A 14,973-nucleotide genomic window follows, 5' to 3' on the forward strand; every position below is an offset into this window, starting at 1 on the left:
GATACGGCGCGCTCCCCTGTCACGGGTGCGGATGCCACCCTGACGCGCCGAAGGTCACCTCGGACATGTTCGGGATCGCCACGAACCCGCTCAAGATCCCCCCTTTCCTGCGTTCGGTGGCAACCCTCGATCACCTCTTCATACAGTGGGGCAATGCGCACTGGTGAGCCCCTGCCCGCCGTGGGGGGCGTCCTGGCCGCTCTCGCGACCGGCCTGTGGCGCTACGACGCCGCCGCGGGGCTCGTCACTCTGGACGGCGAGGCCGCGCGGCTGGTCGGGCTGCCCGCGGAACCGACGACGCTCACCGAGGCCGGGATCCGCGCCCGTTTCCACCCGGTCGACTGGAACGAGGTCGACGGAGTCGTCCAGCTCGCCCTGGCCGAGGGCACCATCGCCGAGGTCCGGATGCGGATCATGGATGCGCACGGGCGCGTGGTGCGCACCGTCCGCAGCCGTTCCAAACCGTCGCTCGATCCGCACACGGGTGAGTACAAGCTGGTCGGGACGCTGCAGGAGGTCACCGAGCCCTCCCCGAGCGCCGCGCGTTCCCCCATCACCGGCGACTGGCGCCGCTCGCGGGAGGCCTTCCTGCTGGACGCCGGGCGCGCCCTGGCCGAGGCACGGTCCACGGAGGAGGTGCTGCGTGTCGCGGCCGGGCTGTCGATGCCCGGCTTCTCCCCGGACGGACTGGCGGTCTTCGGGGCCGAGGGCGACCGCCTGACCGTCGTCGGCCACCACGGGCACAAGCCGGGGGCCGAGGATCTCTTCACCCAGATGTCGCTGGACACGGACTACCCGGCAGCCGAGGTCGTCCGCACCGGCCGCGCCGTGTATCTGTCCTCACCCATGGAGTACAAGACCCGCTACCCGGTCTCCTGGCCGCTCGCCGCCCACTTCGACCGTCAGTCCTGGGCCTTCCTGCCGCTCACCGTGGCGGGGCGCACGATGGGCGCGTGGATGGCCGCGTTCAAGTACCCGGTCACCTTCACGCCCGACGAGCGCTCGGTGCTCACCACGGTCGCCCGTATGCTCGCCCAGGCCCTCTCCCGCGCGGGCGCCGCCGAGACGGAACGGGAGCTGACCGACGGGCTGCAGCGCTCGATGTTGCCCACGCTGGGCCCGCAGATACCCGGCATGACCGTGGCCGCCCGCTACGTACCGACCGGCGGCGGGCTCCAGGTGGGCGGCGACTGGTACGACATGATCCAGCTGCCGGGAGGCCGGTTCGCGCTCACCATCGGCGATGTCCAGGGCCACGACGTCCGCGCCGCGGGCCTCATGGGCCAGTTGCGGATAGCGCTGCGGGCGTACGCCGCCGAGGGCCACCGCCCGGACGCGGTCCTCTCGCGCGCCTCGCGTTTCCTGCACGGGATGACGTACGGCGAGGACGGCGCCGACCTGCGCTTCGCGACCTGCCTCTACGTCGAGGTGGACCCGGCCACCGGCATGCTGGAGATCGCCCGCGCCGGCCACCCCGACCCCGCGATCCGCATGGCCGACCGAACCGTGCTGATGCGGCCGACGGCGGGCGGACTGCCGCTCGGCATCGACCCGGACGCGGACTATCCGACCACCCGGCTCGTCCTGGAGCCGGGGGAGACCATGCTGCTGTGCACGGACGGGCTGATCGAGACCGGCGGCCACGACCTGGACACCGGCTGGCGGCGGATCCGGCGGATCCTCGAGGAACACGACGGCGACATGGAGGAGCTGGCCGACTCACTGGTCCAGGCCGTGCACGGACCCTCCTCGCACCACGCGACCGGACCGCTGACCGATCGGCGCGAGGACGACATAGCCGTGATGCTGCTGTGCCGGGTCGGCGAGGGGTGCGGCTGCACAACGGTCGCGGGCATCGGGCAGCCCGTGCGCCGCTCGATGCTGACGGTGGCGCAGACCGAGCCGGAGCGGATCGCGGTCGCCCGGCAGCAGCTGCGCGAACTGCTGCACGACTGGTCCTCCGAGGAGCAGGTGGACTCTGCCGTGCTGCTGGTCTCCGAGGTGCTCACGAACGTCCTCGTGCACACCGACGCGAACGCGCTCCTCGTCGCCGAGGTCTACGGCGACGAGGGCGGCGGGGGCCGCCGGGTGCGCGTGGAGGTCACGGACGCCAGCGACAACCTGCCGCACAAGCGCGATCCCGGCGAACTCGCCTCCTCCGGGCGCGGCCTGCTCCTCATCGAACTGCTCGCCGACGCCTGGGGCGTGGATCCGCGGGGCCAAGGCAAGAGCATCTGGTTCGAGCTGTACGAAGAGCCCGCGAAGGAGGACGAGGAGATGCAGGGCCTACCGGTCCGGTGACATCGGGGGCGGCTTCGGCGGCTCCCCCGGCCCCCGCTCCGGTTCCGGCCGCGTGCCGGCCGTCTCCCCGTGGCCGTACCGCGCCCGCAGCTCGTGCGCGACGCCGAACGCCGCCGCGGTCAGCGGTACGGCGAGCAGCATCCCCAGGATCCCCGCGACCGACGCCCCCGCGGTGATCGCCAGCAGCACCGCCGCCGGGTGCATCTGCACGGTCCGGCTCTGGACCGCCGGCTGGAGCACATGCCCCTCCAGCAGCTGAACGGCGACGACCACCCCGAGCGCCCACAGCGCGATGACGAACCCTCGGTCCGCCAGGGCGACCAGGACCGCGACCGCACCGGAGATGAAGGCACCGAGATAGGGCACGTACGCCCCGACGAAGACGAGCGCGCCGAGTCCGACCGCGCCCGGGACGCCGAGGACCAGCAGCCCCACGGTGATGCAGGTCGCGTCGATGAACGCGATGACCGTGGTCCCGCGCATGAACCCCTCGACGGCCGCGTAGGCGCGCCGCGCCACGACCTCGACGGTGTCGGCGGTGCCGTGCGGGGCGAGCGAGCGCAGCAGGTCCGCGGCCCGGGGGGCGTCGCGCAGGAAGAAGAAGACGAGGAACAGGGCCAGGACGGCCATGGCGATGCTCTCGCCGACGACGCTGACCCCGCTGATGACGTTGGACGCGGCGGTCCCGCCGAACTTGGTGAGCAGTTGCCTGGAGTTGGTGGCCAGGTCGTCCAGGGAAGTCCCGGCCGCCCCGAAGTGCCGTGTGAGCGACCTCGCGGCCTGTTTGAGGGAGGAGACGATCTCGTCGCCGGTGTCGATGAGCGCGGCGACGACGATGTACACCGCCCCGCCGACCACGGCCACCACGGCGACACACGTGATGAAGGCGGCGAGCGACCGGTGCACGCCGACGCGCACGAGCCGCCGGTGCAGCGGTCCGAGGAGCGCGGTCCCGAGCAGGGCGAGCAGCACGGGCACGACGGCCGTGCGGAACTCCCCGCACAGCCTGATCCCGACCCAGCCGACGCCGGCGACCAGCAGGACGACGACGCACCACGCGGCGAGCCGGCGTACGGGGTCGGGGAGCAGATGCACGCCCCCAGCCGATCACGCGAAAGGGCGGGCTGTCCTGCGCGGACGGCCCGCCCGGGTGACGCAACGTCAGAATCCGGTGCAGCCGGTCAGTCGGCCTGCGGTCCGCTCTCGGACATCCCGTGCACCGCCGGGATCGTGCCGAGGCGTCCCTTCTGGAAGTCCTCGAAGGCCTGCTGGAGCTCCTCGCGGGTGTTCATCACGAACGGGCCGTAGTGCGCCATCGGCTCACGGATCGGCTGTCCGCCCAGCAGGACGACCTCCAGGTCCGGCGTGTGGGAGTCCTGCTTCTCGTCCGCGCGGACGGTCAGCGAGGAGCCCGCGCCGAACACGGCCGTCTGGCCGAGGTGGATCGGCCGCCGCTCCGCGCCCACACTGCCGCGGCCGGCCAGGACGTACGCGAGGCCGTTGAAGTCCTCGCGCCACGGCAGGGTGACCTCCGCGCCCGGCGCAACGGTCGCGTGGATCAGGGTGATCGGCGTGTGCGTGATGCCGGGGCCCTGGTGACCGTCCAGCTCGCCCGCGATGACACGCAGCAGCGCGCCGCCGTCAAGGGTCGAGAGCAGCTGGACCTGGCCGCCGCGGATGTCCTGGTAGCGCGGGGTCATCATCTTGTCCTTGGCGGGCAGGTTGACCCAGAGCTGGATGCCGTGGAAAAGACCGCCGGACACGACGAGCGACTCCGGCGGGGCCTCGATGTGCAGGAGGCCGGAGCCCGCGGTCATCCACTGGGTGTCGCCGTTGGTGATGGTGCCGCCACCGCCGTGGGAGTCCTGGTGGTCGAAGACGCCGTCGATGATGTACGTCACGGTTTCGAAGCCGCGGTGCGGGTGCCACGGGGTTCCCTTGGGCTCGCCCGGCGCGTACTCCACCTCGCCCATCTGGTCCATCATGATGAACGGGTCGAGGTGGCGGTAGTGGATCCCGGCGAACGCGCGGCGAACCGGGAAGCCCTCACCCTCGAAACCGCTGGGCGCCGTCGTGACACCAAGCACAGGACGGGCCACCCCGTCGGACGGTGCGACCACACGGGGCAGGGTCAGCGGGTTCTCGACGGTCACTGCAGGCATGTCGGTACCTCCTTGTGGTCCCACTTTAGTTGACGATTGAACTTTCTGCCACTCCCGAACGCAGAAAGCCCGGAGGGCATTCCCTCCGGGCTTCGAGTGCGTCCCTCAGGGGCGCGGGGCCGTGACATCGCGCGGTTCCGCCGCGCGATGCGCGGCCGGCCACGCATCGCGCGCAGCCGGACCACGATCTCACCCGTACATACGTCGCATCGCGAACTCGACCATCTGCTCGACCGCCTTCGCATCGAACACCATCCGGTGCTCCCCCTCCATGTCGAGGACGAACCCGTACCCGGTCGGCAGCAGATCGATCACCTCCGCCCCGGTGATCACGAAGTACTTGGACTCCTTGCCGGCGTACCTGCGCAGCTCCTTGAGCGAGGTGAACATCGGGATCACGGGCTGCTGGGTGTTGTGCAGCGCGAGGAAACCCGGGTTGTCGCCACGCGGGCAGTACACCTTGGACGTGGCGAAGATCTGCTGGAAGTCCTCGGCGGACATCGACCCCGTGGTGAACGCGCGGACCGCGTCCGCGAGCGACGGCGGCGACGGCTCTGGATACAGCGGGGGCTGCTGGCCGTATCCGCCGGGCATCTGCCCGCCCGGCATCTGCCCCGGCATCTGCTGCTGCGGCGAGGCGTACTGCTGCTGCGCGCCCGCGTTCTGGTAGCCGTACATGCCCCAAAGAGTAGTGGGCCACATATGGGCCATGAGGGGTTGATTCTTATTACCGACGGGTAGCATCATCGGTGCTACTAGTTGGTACGTGAACCAGATGCGAGGAGACAGTGCCTCGCCGATCCCTCTACGGAGCCGTCGCCATGGGGCACTACAAGTCGAATCTCCGCGACATCGAGTTCAACCTCTTCGAGGTGCTCGGGCGCGACAAGCTGTACGGCACCGGCCCGTTCGCGGAGATGGACACGGACACCGCGAAGAGCATCCTCGAGGAGCTCATCCGCCTGTCGGAGAACGAGCTGGCGGAGTCCTTCGCGGACGCCGACCGCAACCCGCCGGTCTTCGACCCCGAGACGAACACCGCCCCCGTCCCCGCGTCCTTCAAGAAGAGCTACAAGGCCTTCATGGACTCGGAGTACTGGCGCCTCGGCCTGCCCGAGGGGATCGGCGGCACCACCGCCCCGCCGTCCCTGATCTGGTCCTACGCGGAGCTGATCCTCGGCTCGAACCCGGCGATCTGGATGTACTCCTCCGGCCCTGCGTTCGCCCGCATCCTCTTCGAGGAGGGCACCGAGGCCCAGAAGAAGATCGCGACGATAGCCGTCGAGAAGACCTGGGGCTCCACCATGGTGCTCACCGAGCCGGACGCCGGCTCGGACGTCGGCGCCGGTCGCACCAAGGCCGTCCAGCAGGAGGACGGCTCCTGGCACATCGAGGGCGTGAAGCGCTTCATCACCTCCGGTGAGCACGACATGGAGGAGAACATCCTCCACTACGTCCTCGCCCGCCCCGAGGGTGCCGGCCCCGGCACCAAGGGCCTGTCCCTCTTCCTCGTGCCGAAGTACCTCTTCGACTGGGAGACCGGCGAGCTCGGCGAGCGCAACGGTGTCTACGCCACCAACGTCGAGCACAAGATGGGCCTGAAGGCCTCCAACACCTGCGAGATGACCTTCGGCGACCGCCATCCGGCCAAGGGCTGGCTGATCGGCGACAAGCACGACGGCATCCGCCAGATGTTCCGCATCATCGAGTTCGCCCGCATGATGGTCGGCACGAAGGCGATCTCCACGCTGTCCACCGGCTACCTGAACGCGCTGGAGTACGCCAAGGAGCGCGTCCAGGGTCCGGACCTGGCGAACTTCATGGACAAGACCGCGCCCAAGGTCACCATCACGCACCACCCCGACGTGCGCCGCTCGCTGATGACGCAGAAGGCGTACGCCGAGGGCATGCGCGCGCTCGTCCTCTACACCGCCTCCGTCCAGGACGCGATCGCCGTCAAGGAGGCGGGCGGCGAGGACGCCTCCACCGAGCACGCCCTGAACGACCTGCTCCTGCCGATCGTCAAGGGCTACGGCTCCGAGAAGGGCTACGAGCAGCTCGCCCAGTCGCTGCAGACCTTCGGCGGCTCCGGTTTCCTGCAGGAGTACCCGATCGAGCAGTACATCCGCGACGCCAAGATCGACACCCTCTACGAAGGCACCACCGCGATCCAGGGTCAGGACTTCTTCTTCCGGAAGATCGTCCGCAACCAGGGCGCCGCGCTGAACTCGCTCGCCGAGGACATCAAGAAGTTCCTGGCGCTCGGCACGGGCGGCGAGGAGCTGGCCGGCGCCCGCGAGCACCTGGCCAAGGCCGCCGTGGAGCTGGAGGCGATCGTCGGCCTGATGCTGACCGACCTCGCGGCCACCGAGCAGGACGTCAAGAACATCTACAAGGTGGGCCTGAACACCACCCGCCTGCTGCTGGCCTCCGGTGACGTGATCGTCGGCTACCTGCTGCTGAAGGGTGCCGCGGTCGCCGCCGAGAAGCTTCAGACCGCCTCCGCCCGGGACAAGGCGTTCTACACCGGCAAGATCGCGGCGGCGAAGTTCTTCGCGGCCAACGTCCTGCCGGGCGTGACCCTGGCCCGCAAGGTGGCCGAGGGCGTGGACCTGGACCTCATGGAGCTGGACGAGGCCGCGTTCTAGGACGTCGGCAGCCGACCGGCCGGACCCTGTCCGCCCGGTCGGCCCCCAACTCTCCACATCCCCCTTACGAGGGCCCGCTCCCCATCATCGGGAGCGGGCCCTCGTCCGTCGTTAAGGTGAACACATGAGTACCAGCTCTCGCCCGTCGCCCGCCGCCACCCCGCCAGGGGGCGCCACGCGCGCACCTCTCACCTTCGACCGCAGCCACACCGACGACCTCATGTCCTTCCTGGCGGCGAGCCCGTCGCCTTACCACGCCGTGGCGAACGCCGCCGAGCGGCTGGAGAAGGCCGGTTTCCGGCAGGTCGCCGAGACGGATGCGTGGGACGGCACGAGCGGCGGCAAGTACGTGCTGCGCGGGGGTGCGATCATCGCGTGGTACATCCCCGAGGGCGCCGACCCGCACACACCGTTCCGCATCATGGGCACCCACACCGACTCCCCGAACCTGCGGGTGAAGCCCCGGCCGGACAGCGGTGCTCACGGCTGGCGGCAGATCGCGGTGGAGATCTACGGTGGCCCGCTGCTCAACTCGTGGCTGGACCGGGACCTGGGACTCGCGGGTCGGCTGTCCCTGCGCGACGGCTCGACACGTCTGGTGAACATCGACAGACCGCTGCTGCGCGTGCCGCAGCTGGCCATCCATCTGGACCGCTCGGTCTCGGCCGAGGGGCTGAAGCTCGACAAGCAGCGCCACCTCCAGCCCGTCTGGGGTCTCGGTGACGATGTGCGGGACGGCGACCTGATCGCCTTCCTCGAGGAGGAGCTGGGCCTGGCCGCCGGCGAGGTGACGGGCTGGGACCTGATGACCCACTCCGTGGAGCCGCCGGCCTACCTGGGCCGGGACAAGGAGCTGGTGGCGGGCCCGCGGATGGACAACCTGCTGTCCGTGCACGCGGCCACCGCGGCGCTGACGGCCGTGGCCACCTCCGACGACGCCCTCTCGTACATTCCGGTGCTCGCCGCCTTCGACCACGAGGAGAACGGCTCCCAGTCGGACACCGGCGCCGACGGTCCGTTGCTCGGGTCGGTGCTGGAGCGCTCGGTGTTCGCCCGTGGCGGCTCGTACGAGGACCGGGCGCGCGCCTTCGCCGGCTCGGTCTGTCTGTCCTCCGACACCGGGCACGCCGTCCACCCCAACTACGCGGAGCGGCACGACCCGACGCACCACCCGCGGGCCGGCGGCGGCCCCATCCTCAAGGTGAACGTCAACAACCGCTACGCCACGGACGGTTCGGGACGCGCGATCTTCACCGCGGCCTGCGAGAAGGCCAACGTCCCCTTCCAGTCCTTCGTCTCGAACAACGCGATGCCCTGCGGCACGACCATCGGCCCCATCACGGCGGCCCGCCACGGCATCAAGACCGTCGACATCGGCGCGGCGATCCTGTCGATGCACAGCGCCCGCGAACTGTGCGCCGCGGACGATCCCTATCTGCTGGCGAACTCGCTGGCGGCGTTCCTGGAGGGCTGACCCGGACCTTCCCGGAATGCCGCATCCGCTTCCGGGTACCCGGATTCGGTCCGGGGGTCGTACGGCCTTCGGGTCCGCAACAGCCGTACGGACAGGAGGCCAGGGCCATGGGCCTGGGTGGGTGCATCATCCTCATAGCCGCGGGGGCCATCCTCGCGTTCGCCACCGACTGGCACATGAACGGCGTCAACCTGCATCTGGTCGGCGTCATCTTCATGGTCGTCGGGCTGATCGGAGTCGCCACCTTCAGCAGTATCGCCCGGCGCAGGCGGGTGGTGGTCCCGCCCTCCCCGGTGGTCGAGGAGGAACGGCACCACCACCGTGACGAATACGGGATCTGACGTCCGTTCCGTCCCGTCTACTCCGTGTCCATGCCCGCCAGCACCAGCGGAAGGCGGGTCGTACCGCCTTCGGCGAGGCGGACCGGAACACCCCAGTCCTGCTGGTGGACGTGGCACGCCGGATACTCGTTGGCAGGATCATCGTCGCAGGACGCGGCCATCGCCGAGACGTGCAGGACGCCCTCCGGAATGGAGGGGTTGAGCTCCAGCTCTCGCGCGAGGTCCGTGTCCGCACCCTCGCCCTTGAGCAGCAGCTCGGGCGGGGTCGAGGAGACGAGCAGACGGGTCGAGGGGCCATAGCGCGTGTCCAGCTTCTGGCCGGCCGGAGCCTGGAAGATCACGTCCAACCGGAGCCTGCCGGGCGCCACTTCGGTCGCCGCGCGCTGGGTGCGGTGGGCGACCGAGGCGACCCGAACCGCCTCCTCGGGCAGCCGCAGCCGGGTCAGCCGGTGGCGGGCCGACTCCACGACCACGATGTCCTCGCCGACGAGCACCGCGTCCGACGGCTCCCGCAGATCCGTCGCCAGCGTGCTCACCTCACCCGTCGCCGGCGCGTAGCGACGCAGCGCGTGGTTGTACGTGTCGCTGACCGCCACCGAGCCGTCCGGCAGGGCGGTCACTCCCAACGGGTGCTGGAGCAGCGCCTGTTCCGCCGCGCCGTCGCGGTGCCCGAAGTCGAACAGCCCCGTGCCGACCGCCGTGTGGATGGCGCCGTCCGGGTCGACCCAGCGCAGGGCGCTCGTCTCGGAGTCCGCCAGCCACAGCCGCTCCCCGTCGGCCGACACCGCGAGCCCCGACGGCTGCGCGAACCAGGCCTCGGCGCCCGGGCCGTCCACCAGGCCCTCGTTCGTGGTGCCCGCCGCCACCGCGACCGTGGCCGTCCGCGGGTCGTACGTCCACAGCTGGTGCACGCCCGCCATGGCGATCCAGACCCGGCCGCCGAAGACCGCCACGTCCCACGGCGAGGAGAGGTCCACCTCCCGGGCGGGGCCGGACGTCGGCGAGCCCTGCCACCACTGCTTGCCGGTGCCCGCCAGCGTGGTGACCTCACCGGTCGCCAGGTCCAGGCGGCGCAACGCGTGGTTCACGGTGTCGGCCACGACCACGGCACCCTCGTCGAGCAGCGTCAGGCCCTGCGGCTCGCTGAAGCTCGCCGTGTCCACCGGGCCGTCCGCGAAGCCCCGTACGCCCGAACCGATCCGGCGTACGACCGTCTCGCCGTCCGTCGCCAGCTCCACCAGCTGGTGCCGGGTGGTGTCGCTGACCAGGAAGGTCCCGGACGGCAGCAGGAGCGCCTTGCCCGGGAAGCGGAGGGTCGTGGGCTCGGGCTCAGGCGCGACGTACGGGCCGTCGCCGCGGCGCAGTGTGCCCTTCGCCGCGTGCTCCTCCTCCAGCTCCTCGACGAGTCGCGCTATCGCGTGCGCATGCCCCTCGCCCGCGTGCTGCGCGACCACATACCCCTCGGGGTCGATGACCACGAGCGTGGGCCAGGCACGGACGGCGTACTGCTTCCAGGTGGCGAGCTCGGGGTCGTCGAGCACCGGGTGCTCCACCCCGTACCGCTCGACCGCGTCCACCACCGCCTGGTGTTCCGCCTCGTGGACGAACTTCGGAGAGTGCACGCCGATGATCACTACGGTGTCGCGGTGCTTCTCCTCCAGTTCGCGCAGCTCGTCCAGGACATGCAGACAGTTGATGCAGCAGAACGTCCAAAAATCTACCACCACTAGACGACCTCGGAGGTCCGCGAGGGTGAGGTTCTTGCCGCCGGTGTTGATCCATCCGCCCTTACCGACCAGCTCAGGGGCTCGGACGCGTACGCGCTTCGTCATTCGTCCAGCATCGCCGACCGCCACGTGAACGCGAAAACGCCCCCACCCGAGGGCGGGGGCGTTCGCGTTCAAGTGGGGCCGTCAAGCGTCGTCGCCCGCCACGATCACGGCGCAGCCACCGCACCAGTCCTGCGGGCGGCGGCGAGCGGTCCACGCGTCGCGGTGGGTCGGGTAGAAGTTGTGCTCGTCGTGGGTTGTACAGAGCGCCATCCACTTGTCGGCAGCGTCGATGGGCCCGTACTCGACGCAGTTCACGGAAGCCGTGAGCGCACCGGTCGCGCGGACGACCGCCGCCCGGCGAGCGCCGGGGATCGTGGTGGCGTCGGCGTTCTTGTCGGAGGCGAAGAGCTTCGTCGTGCCCGCCGCCTTCGTGGCGCGGGGCTTGCGGGCCTTCCGCTTGACCTTGGGCTTCGGAGCCGGGACCGGCACGGCCGGAACCACCGGCTCGGCCTCGTCGGCGCGGGCAGCGGAAAGACTGCGGCGCTTCGGCTTGGGCTCCGACACCGCGGCGGGAGCGGTCGCCGGGTCGGCGGTCGGCTTCATGCACGCCTTGCAGGTGACGTCCTGGTCCGAGGCGTCGTGCAGCTCGCCGGACTTCCCACATGCGGGTTTGTCGCCGGTGCCGATCAGGTGGACTGCCTTGCCGTTGCCGATCCGAGCGTTCATCGCGTGCCCCTCCGCAGTCGATTGACTCCGCTCTGTTGCGGTGCCAGGGTCGATGATCAGACGCTGCTCCCAGCGATCTCAAGGCTGTGATCTGCCGAAACGCAGAAACGCCCCGCAGCCGGTCAGGGCTAAAGGGCGCTTTCGGGAGTAGTCAGATGTGGTTTCGCGCGCCGGAGGGCTTCGCTCGGTGCGCGGGCTGCGGCGCCAGCCGGGGCCCTGGCACGCCAACCCACGAACAACTTGGTGGCCGCCTCACTGGACCACTGGCATGCTCAACGGTGTGACCGCGCTGCACATACTTGCCACCTTCGGCTCGACCGGAGCCATCGGCCCACTGCGCTGCGGCACGTCCCTGAACGACATCGTCACGACCCTCGGGCAGCCCTGGGACATCGGCCGTGTCAGCAAACGACGCCGCTGGCCGCACCTGTTCGCCTACGGTGACGTCGAGCTCTGCGTCTGCCGCTGCCGCCTCGTCACCTCGATCATGGCCCAGACCTGGCGCGACACCATCAGGCTCCCGCACGCGAGGTCGGCCACCACGACAACCCACCCCGGCCAGCCGACCTACTCGCAGGTGGTCTCCTCCCTTGATGAGACCGCGTGTCGCTGGCAACCAATCACGCTGCACCAACCGCTCGGACAGATCGCCCTTCAGACAGAACCAGCGGGAACCACCTTCACCTTCCGGACGGCGGACACCCCCGAACCCCTCCTGGAAAAGGCCGGAATCTGGACCAAAACACATCAGTGCCCACCCTCTACCGCAGATGCACCGGACGACGGCTTCGGAGCACTGACCGGTTCCCACTGACGACGCCAGAGATGGCCACTGGTGGCTGTTGTCCCAGACGATCTGGTCCAGCACCGCTGCCGCGACATTCGAAGCACCGCACTTGATCGCACTCAACTACGCTCGGCCGACGTGACAAGCACTACCCCCGCGCCGAAGTCGCGCTTTCTCGTCCTGCACGACCACGGCATGGGCGGTGCATGGTGGTGGGTCCACGCGCGATCGGCCCGAGAGGTCCTTGAGACCTTCGCAGAGGTCGAGGTGGTCGACAGTCCAGAAGCCATCGAGCGGGCCGACGGGGACCTCGACGAAGTCGACATCGACGAGCCGACCATGCCTCCGGGCCTGGACGGGCTGCGGGCCAAGCGCGACACACAGCGCGGCCGCCCCGGTTTCGGCACGCTTGCGGACCGGAGCATCGTGCACCTTCGGCGCCGCTGGGATGACGACGGCGATGAACCCACGACCTACTTCATGGAGGTCGGCTCCGACGGCCGCAGGTTGCGTCAGGTAGAGCTCGCCAGCGACGGGACCGCGCTGAAGAGCGGACCCGATGACTGGACGTTCAATCCGCCGGTTGTGGACCTATTTGACCCTGAGTGGGCGGACAAGGAAATCCACCCAGACGAGTTCGAGGCAGCATGGCTCCGAGCACGGCACGTCGACAGCGAGTGATAAGGGGTCGACGCCACCGCGCAGCATGGCCAGGACGAACCTGATCAACTGAGACCGGGACCAGATCGCCGAAGACGGGACAGATGGCGAGTTCGGCTTGCAGCATGCGCATCGGGGGAGTGCGGCCGATCCGGTCGGCGAGCGCTTGCGCAGCGGGCAGCAGCAGGCGTACGCCGTCGAGGTAGACCGTGTCGCTGCCCGGCGACTCGTTGCGGGTGCGGATGCCTGCCTCTTGCAACACGCGCTTGACCGTGCCGAGGCGGTACGCGCTGCTGTCGCCACCAGAGCGCCGGACCTCGCGGGAGATGGCGTGAGCGGCGTCGAGGAACGGGACGGTTTCGCCCTTGGCGGGTGCCAACACGAGGGCAGCGGCGGCAGCGATCATCTCGGCGTGCGGGAGGTCTCGCGGGAGCAGGTGTGAGTGATGCATGGGTGGCTCCAGGCATGGCGAAGGGGCGCGCTGCGCGGTCAGCAGCACGCCGCCGGGGTGAGTTAGCCCTGGCTATTCACCGGAATTGGGTGAGCTGACGCCCTGACAGCAGAAAGGTGCCGCTGATCTGCAAGGATGCGAGTGTCGAGTTCGTATCCGGTGCAGGAGTCAGGACACCTTTCTGGTGGTCGAGCGTACAGGGTGGGAGCGGGGGCTGTCCGTGACGGCCGACGGGAAGGGGCTGGTCGGGCATGCGGGGGCGGTGCTGCTGCGGAAGTTGGCGGACCGGATCGGGCTGACACGAGGGCTCGCGGGTGTGCTGCCCTCCAGCAGAGCCAGCGGCTGGCGGGAGCGGGCCGGGGTGCTGGTCCAGCTCGCCGTGGCGATCGTGCTCGGGGCCAGGAGTGTGCTGGAGGCTGAGCAGCTCCAGCGCCACCACCAAGGCGTGTTCGGTACCCCAGCCTCGGACTCGACGGTGCGCCGATTGCTGATCGGGTTGGACGACACGACCCTGGCGAAGATCGCGAAGGTGCGGCGGCGGGCACGCCGGCACGTGTGGACGCTGCTCCACCTGCGGCCCGGCGGCTTCCCGTGGATCGAGGTCGCCGGGCGGAGGCTGAAGGGGTGGATCGTGGTGGACCTGGACGCCACGGTCATCACCGCCGCGACCAGGAAGGAAGGCGCCGCGGGCACGTTCAAGGGTACGTTCGGGTTCCATCCGCTGGGCGGCTGGTGCGCGAACACCGGCGAGAGCCTCGCGATGGAACTACGCCCGGGCAACGCGGGGGCGAACACCGTCGAGGACCACCTGCGCGTGCTGGCCGCCTGCCTGGAGCAGATCCCCCGCTCCTCGCAGTCCAAGCTGCTGATCCGCGTCGACGGCGCGGGGGCCACGCACGGCCTGCTTCAGCACCTCGAAGCGTTGAACACCACACGGCGCACGGTCCGTTACACGGTCGGCTGGAAGATCACGCCCGAGGACGAGGCCGCGATCGCGAAGCTTCCCGAAAGCGCGTGGGAGACCTCGCTGACACAGGGCGGCGAACTCCAGGAGGGCTACCAGGTGGCGGAGTTGACCGGCGTGAACACCCGTGACGGCTGGCCGGAGGGGATGCGACTGATCGTCCGCCGCGTCAAGCCCTCGAGGCGGCAGCTGAAGAAGCTGACCGACTTCGAGAAGAAGACCGGCTGGCGCTACTCGATCACTGCCACGAACATCCGGCACATGTGGGGCATCGCCGGTTCCCATCAGATCCAGTTCCTCGACGCCCTGCACCGCGACCACGCCGAGGTCGAAGACCGCATCCGCACCGGCAAGGCCATGGGCCTGCACAACCTGCCCTCCCAGTCATGGCAGATCAACGCGGCATGGATGCTCGCCGCGAACCTCGCGGTCGATCTCGACGCCTGGCTCCGTCTGCTGACCCTGCACGACAGCGAGAGCCTGGCCAACGCCGAACCGGACACCATGCGCTTGCGCCTCTACCACCTGCCCGCCCGCCTGGCCCACCACGCTCGCCGCCGCTACTTGCGAATCGAGCGGACCTGGCCCTGGGCCAATGCCCGGCAGTTAAGCGGAAACGCCGCAGGTCAAATCGGTGGCAGCGGTGTGGCCGTCCCGTCGCGGTTGTCCGGTGCATCGGTTAACGGC

General features: G+C 69.8%; 12 protein-coding genes. 7 read left to right on the plus strand and 5 right to left on the minus strand.

Annotation, left to right across the window (positions count from 1 at the left end):
* The first annotated feature begins 153 nt into the window (after positions 1-153).
* Entirely contained in the window at positions 154-2,301 is a 2,148-nt protein-coding gene (locus ACZ3TS_RS31820; protein ID WP_467624748.1) for a SpoIIE family protein phosphatase, read from the plus strand.
* On the opposite strand, the gene ACZ3TS_RS31825 is transcribed toward ACZ3TS_RS31820, so the two are convergent.
* The 3 genes from ACZ3TS_RS31825 to ACZ3TS_RS31835 all read right to left on the minus strand — a co-directional run bounded on the left by ACZ3TS_RS31825 (position 2,287) and on the right by ACZ3TS_RS31835 (position 5,141).
* A complete protein-coding gene (locus ACZ3TS_RS31825; RefSeq protein ID WP_467624751.1) occupies positions 2,287-3,396 on the minus strand; it encodes an AI-2E family transporter in 1,110 nt (369 codons plus the stop codon). The genes ACZ3TS_RS31820 and ACZ3TS_RS31825 overlap by 15 nt on opposite strands.
* A gap of 86 nt (positions 3,397-3,482) precedes the next feature.
* Positions 3,483-4,463, minus strand: coding sequence for a pirin family protein (locus tag ACZ3TS_RS31830; RefSeq protein WP_467624752.1), 981 nt, complete (start codon positions 4,461-4,463; stop codon positions 3,483-3,485).
* 189 nt (positions 4,464-4,652) lie between these two features.
* On the minus strand, positions 4,653-5,141 hold the full coding sequence (locus ACZ3TS_RS31835; protein ID WP_467624754.1) for an SseB family protein: 489 nt from the start codon (positions 5,139-5,141) through the stop codon (positions 4,653-4,655).
* 143 nt (positions 5,142-5,284) lie between these two features.
* Here ACZ3TS_RS31835 and ACZ3TS_RS31840 point away from each other — a divergent pair, with 143 nt between their 5' ends.
* From ACZ3TS_RS31840 to ACZ3TS_RS31850, 3 genes are all read left to right on the plus strand, one after another.
* On the plus strand, positions 5,285-7,111 hold the full coding sequence (locus ACZ3TS_RS31840; protein ID WP_467624773.1) for an acyl-CoA dehydrogenase: 1,827 nt from the start codon (positions 5,285-5,287) through the stop codon (positions 7,109-7,111).
* 124 nt (positions 7,112-7,235) lie between these two features.
* Complete coding sequence (locus tag ACZ3TS_RS31845; protein ID WP_467624755.1) at positions 7,236-8,585, plus strand: M18 family aminopeptidase; 1,350 nt, start codon at positions 7,236-7,238, stop codon at positions 8,583-8,585.
* A gap of 107 nt (positions 8,586-8,692) precedes the next feature.
* Positions 8,693-8,926: a DUF6458 family protein gene (locus ACZ3TS_RS31850; protein ID WP_467624756.1), complete on the plus strand. Its 234-nt coding sequence runs from the start codon at positions 8,693-8,695 to the stop codon at positions 8,924-8,926.
* Between the two features lie 17 nt (positions 8,927-8,943).
* Here ACZ3TS_RS31850 and ACZ3TS_RS31855 read toward each other — a convergent pair whose 3' ends face one another.
* Positions 8,944-10,758: an NHL domain-containing thioredoxin family protein gene (locus tag ACZ3TS_RS31855; RefSeq protein WP_467624759.1), complete on the minus strand. Its 1,815-nt coding sequence runs from the start codon at positions 10,756-10,758 to the stop codon at positions 8,944-8,946.
* A gap of 81 nt (positions 10,759-10,839) precedes the next feature.
* Positions 10,840-11,424 carry a hypothetical protein gene (locus tag ACZ3TS_RS31860; RefSeq protein WP_467624761.1) on the minus strand — a complete coding sequence of 195 codons (585 nt, stop codon included), beginning with the start codon at positions 11,422-11,424 and terminating at the stop codon, positions 10,840-10,842.
* 280 nt (positions 11,425-11,704) lie between these two features.
* Between ACZ3TS_RS31860 and ACZ3TS_RS31865 the strand changes: the two genes are divergently transcribed.
* From ACZ3TS_RS31865 to ACZ3TS_RS31875, 3 genes are all read left to right on the plus strand, one after another.
* Positions 11,705-12,238 carry a hypothetical protein gene (locus tag ACZ3TS_RS31865; RefSeq protein WP_467624762.1) on the plus strand — a complete coding sequence of 178 codons (534 nt, stop codon included), beginning with the start codon at positions 11,705-11,707 and terminating at the stop codon, positions 12,236-12,238.
* A gap of 21 nt (positions 12,239-12,259) precedes the next feature.
* Positions 12,260-12,892, plus strand: coding sequence for a hypothetical protein (locus ACZ3TS_RS31870; RefSeq protein ID WP_467624765.1), 633 nt, complete (start codon positions 12,260-12,262; stop codon positions 12,890-12,892).
* A 614-nt stretch (positions 12,893-13,506) separates the two neighbouring features.
* Positions 13,507-14,973: IS1380 family transposase (locus ACZ3TS_RS31875; RefSeq protein ID WP_467624766.1), on the plus strand; the 1,467-nt coding region annotated here is incomplete at its 3' end.

The organism is Streptomyces sp. NPDC022910 (assembly GCF_055561075.1).

Excerpts from the sequence above, each read along its gene's own strand:
- ACZ3TS_RS31835 (WP_467624754.1), bottom strand. The coding sequence starts at position 5,141 with ATGTACGGCTACCAGAACGCGGGCGCGCAGCAGCAGTACGCCTCGCCG.
- ACZ3TS_RS31850 (WP_467624756.1), top strand. The coding sequence starts at position 8,693 with ATGGGCCTGGGTGGGTGCATCATCCTCATAGCCGCGGGGGCCATCCTC.
- ACZ3TS_RS31860 (WP_467624761.1), bottom strand. The coding sequence starts at position 11,424 with ATGAACGCTCGGATCGGCAACGGCAAGGCAGTCCACCTGATCGGCACC.
- ACZ3TS_RS31845 (WP_467624755.1), top strand. The coding sequence starts at position 7,236 with ATGAGTACCAGCTCTCGCCCGTCGCCCGCCGCCACCCCGCCAGGGGGC.
- ACZ3TS_RS31820 (WP_467624748.1), top strand. The coding sequence starts at position 154 with ATGCGCACTGGTGAGCCCCTGCCCGCCGTGGGGGGCGTCCTGGCCGCT.
- ACZ3TS_RS31830 (WP_467624752.1), bottom strand. The coding sequence starts at position 4,463 with ATGCCTGCAGTGACCGTCGAGAACCCGCTGACCCTGCCCCGTGTGGTC.
- ACZ3TS_RS31855 (WP_467624759.1), bottom strand. The coding sequence starts at position 10,758 with ATGACGAAGCGCGTACGCGTCCGAGCCCCTGAGCTGGTCGGTAAGGGC.
- ACZ3TS_RS31840 (WP_467624773.1), top strand. The coding sequence starts at position 5,285 with ATGGGGCACTACAAGTCGAATCTCCGCGACATCGAGTTCAACCTCTTC.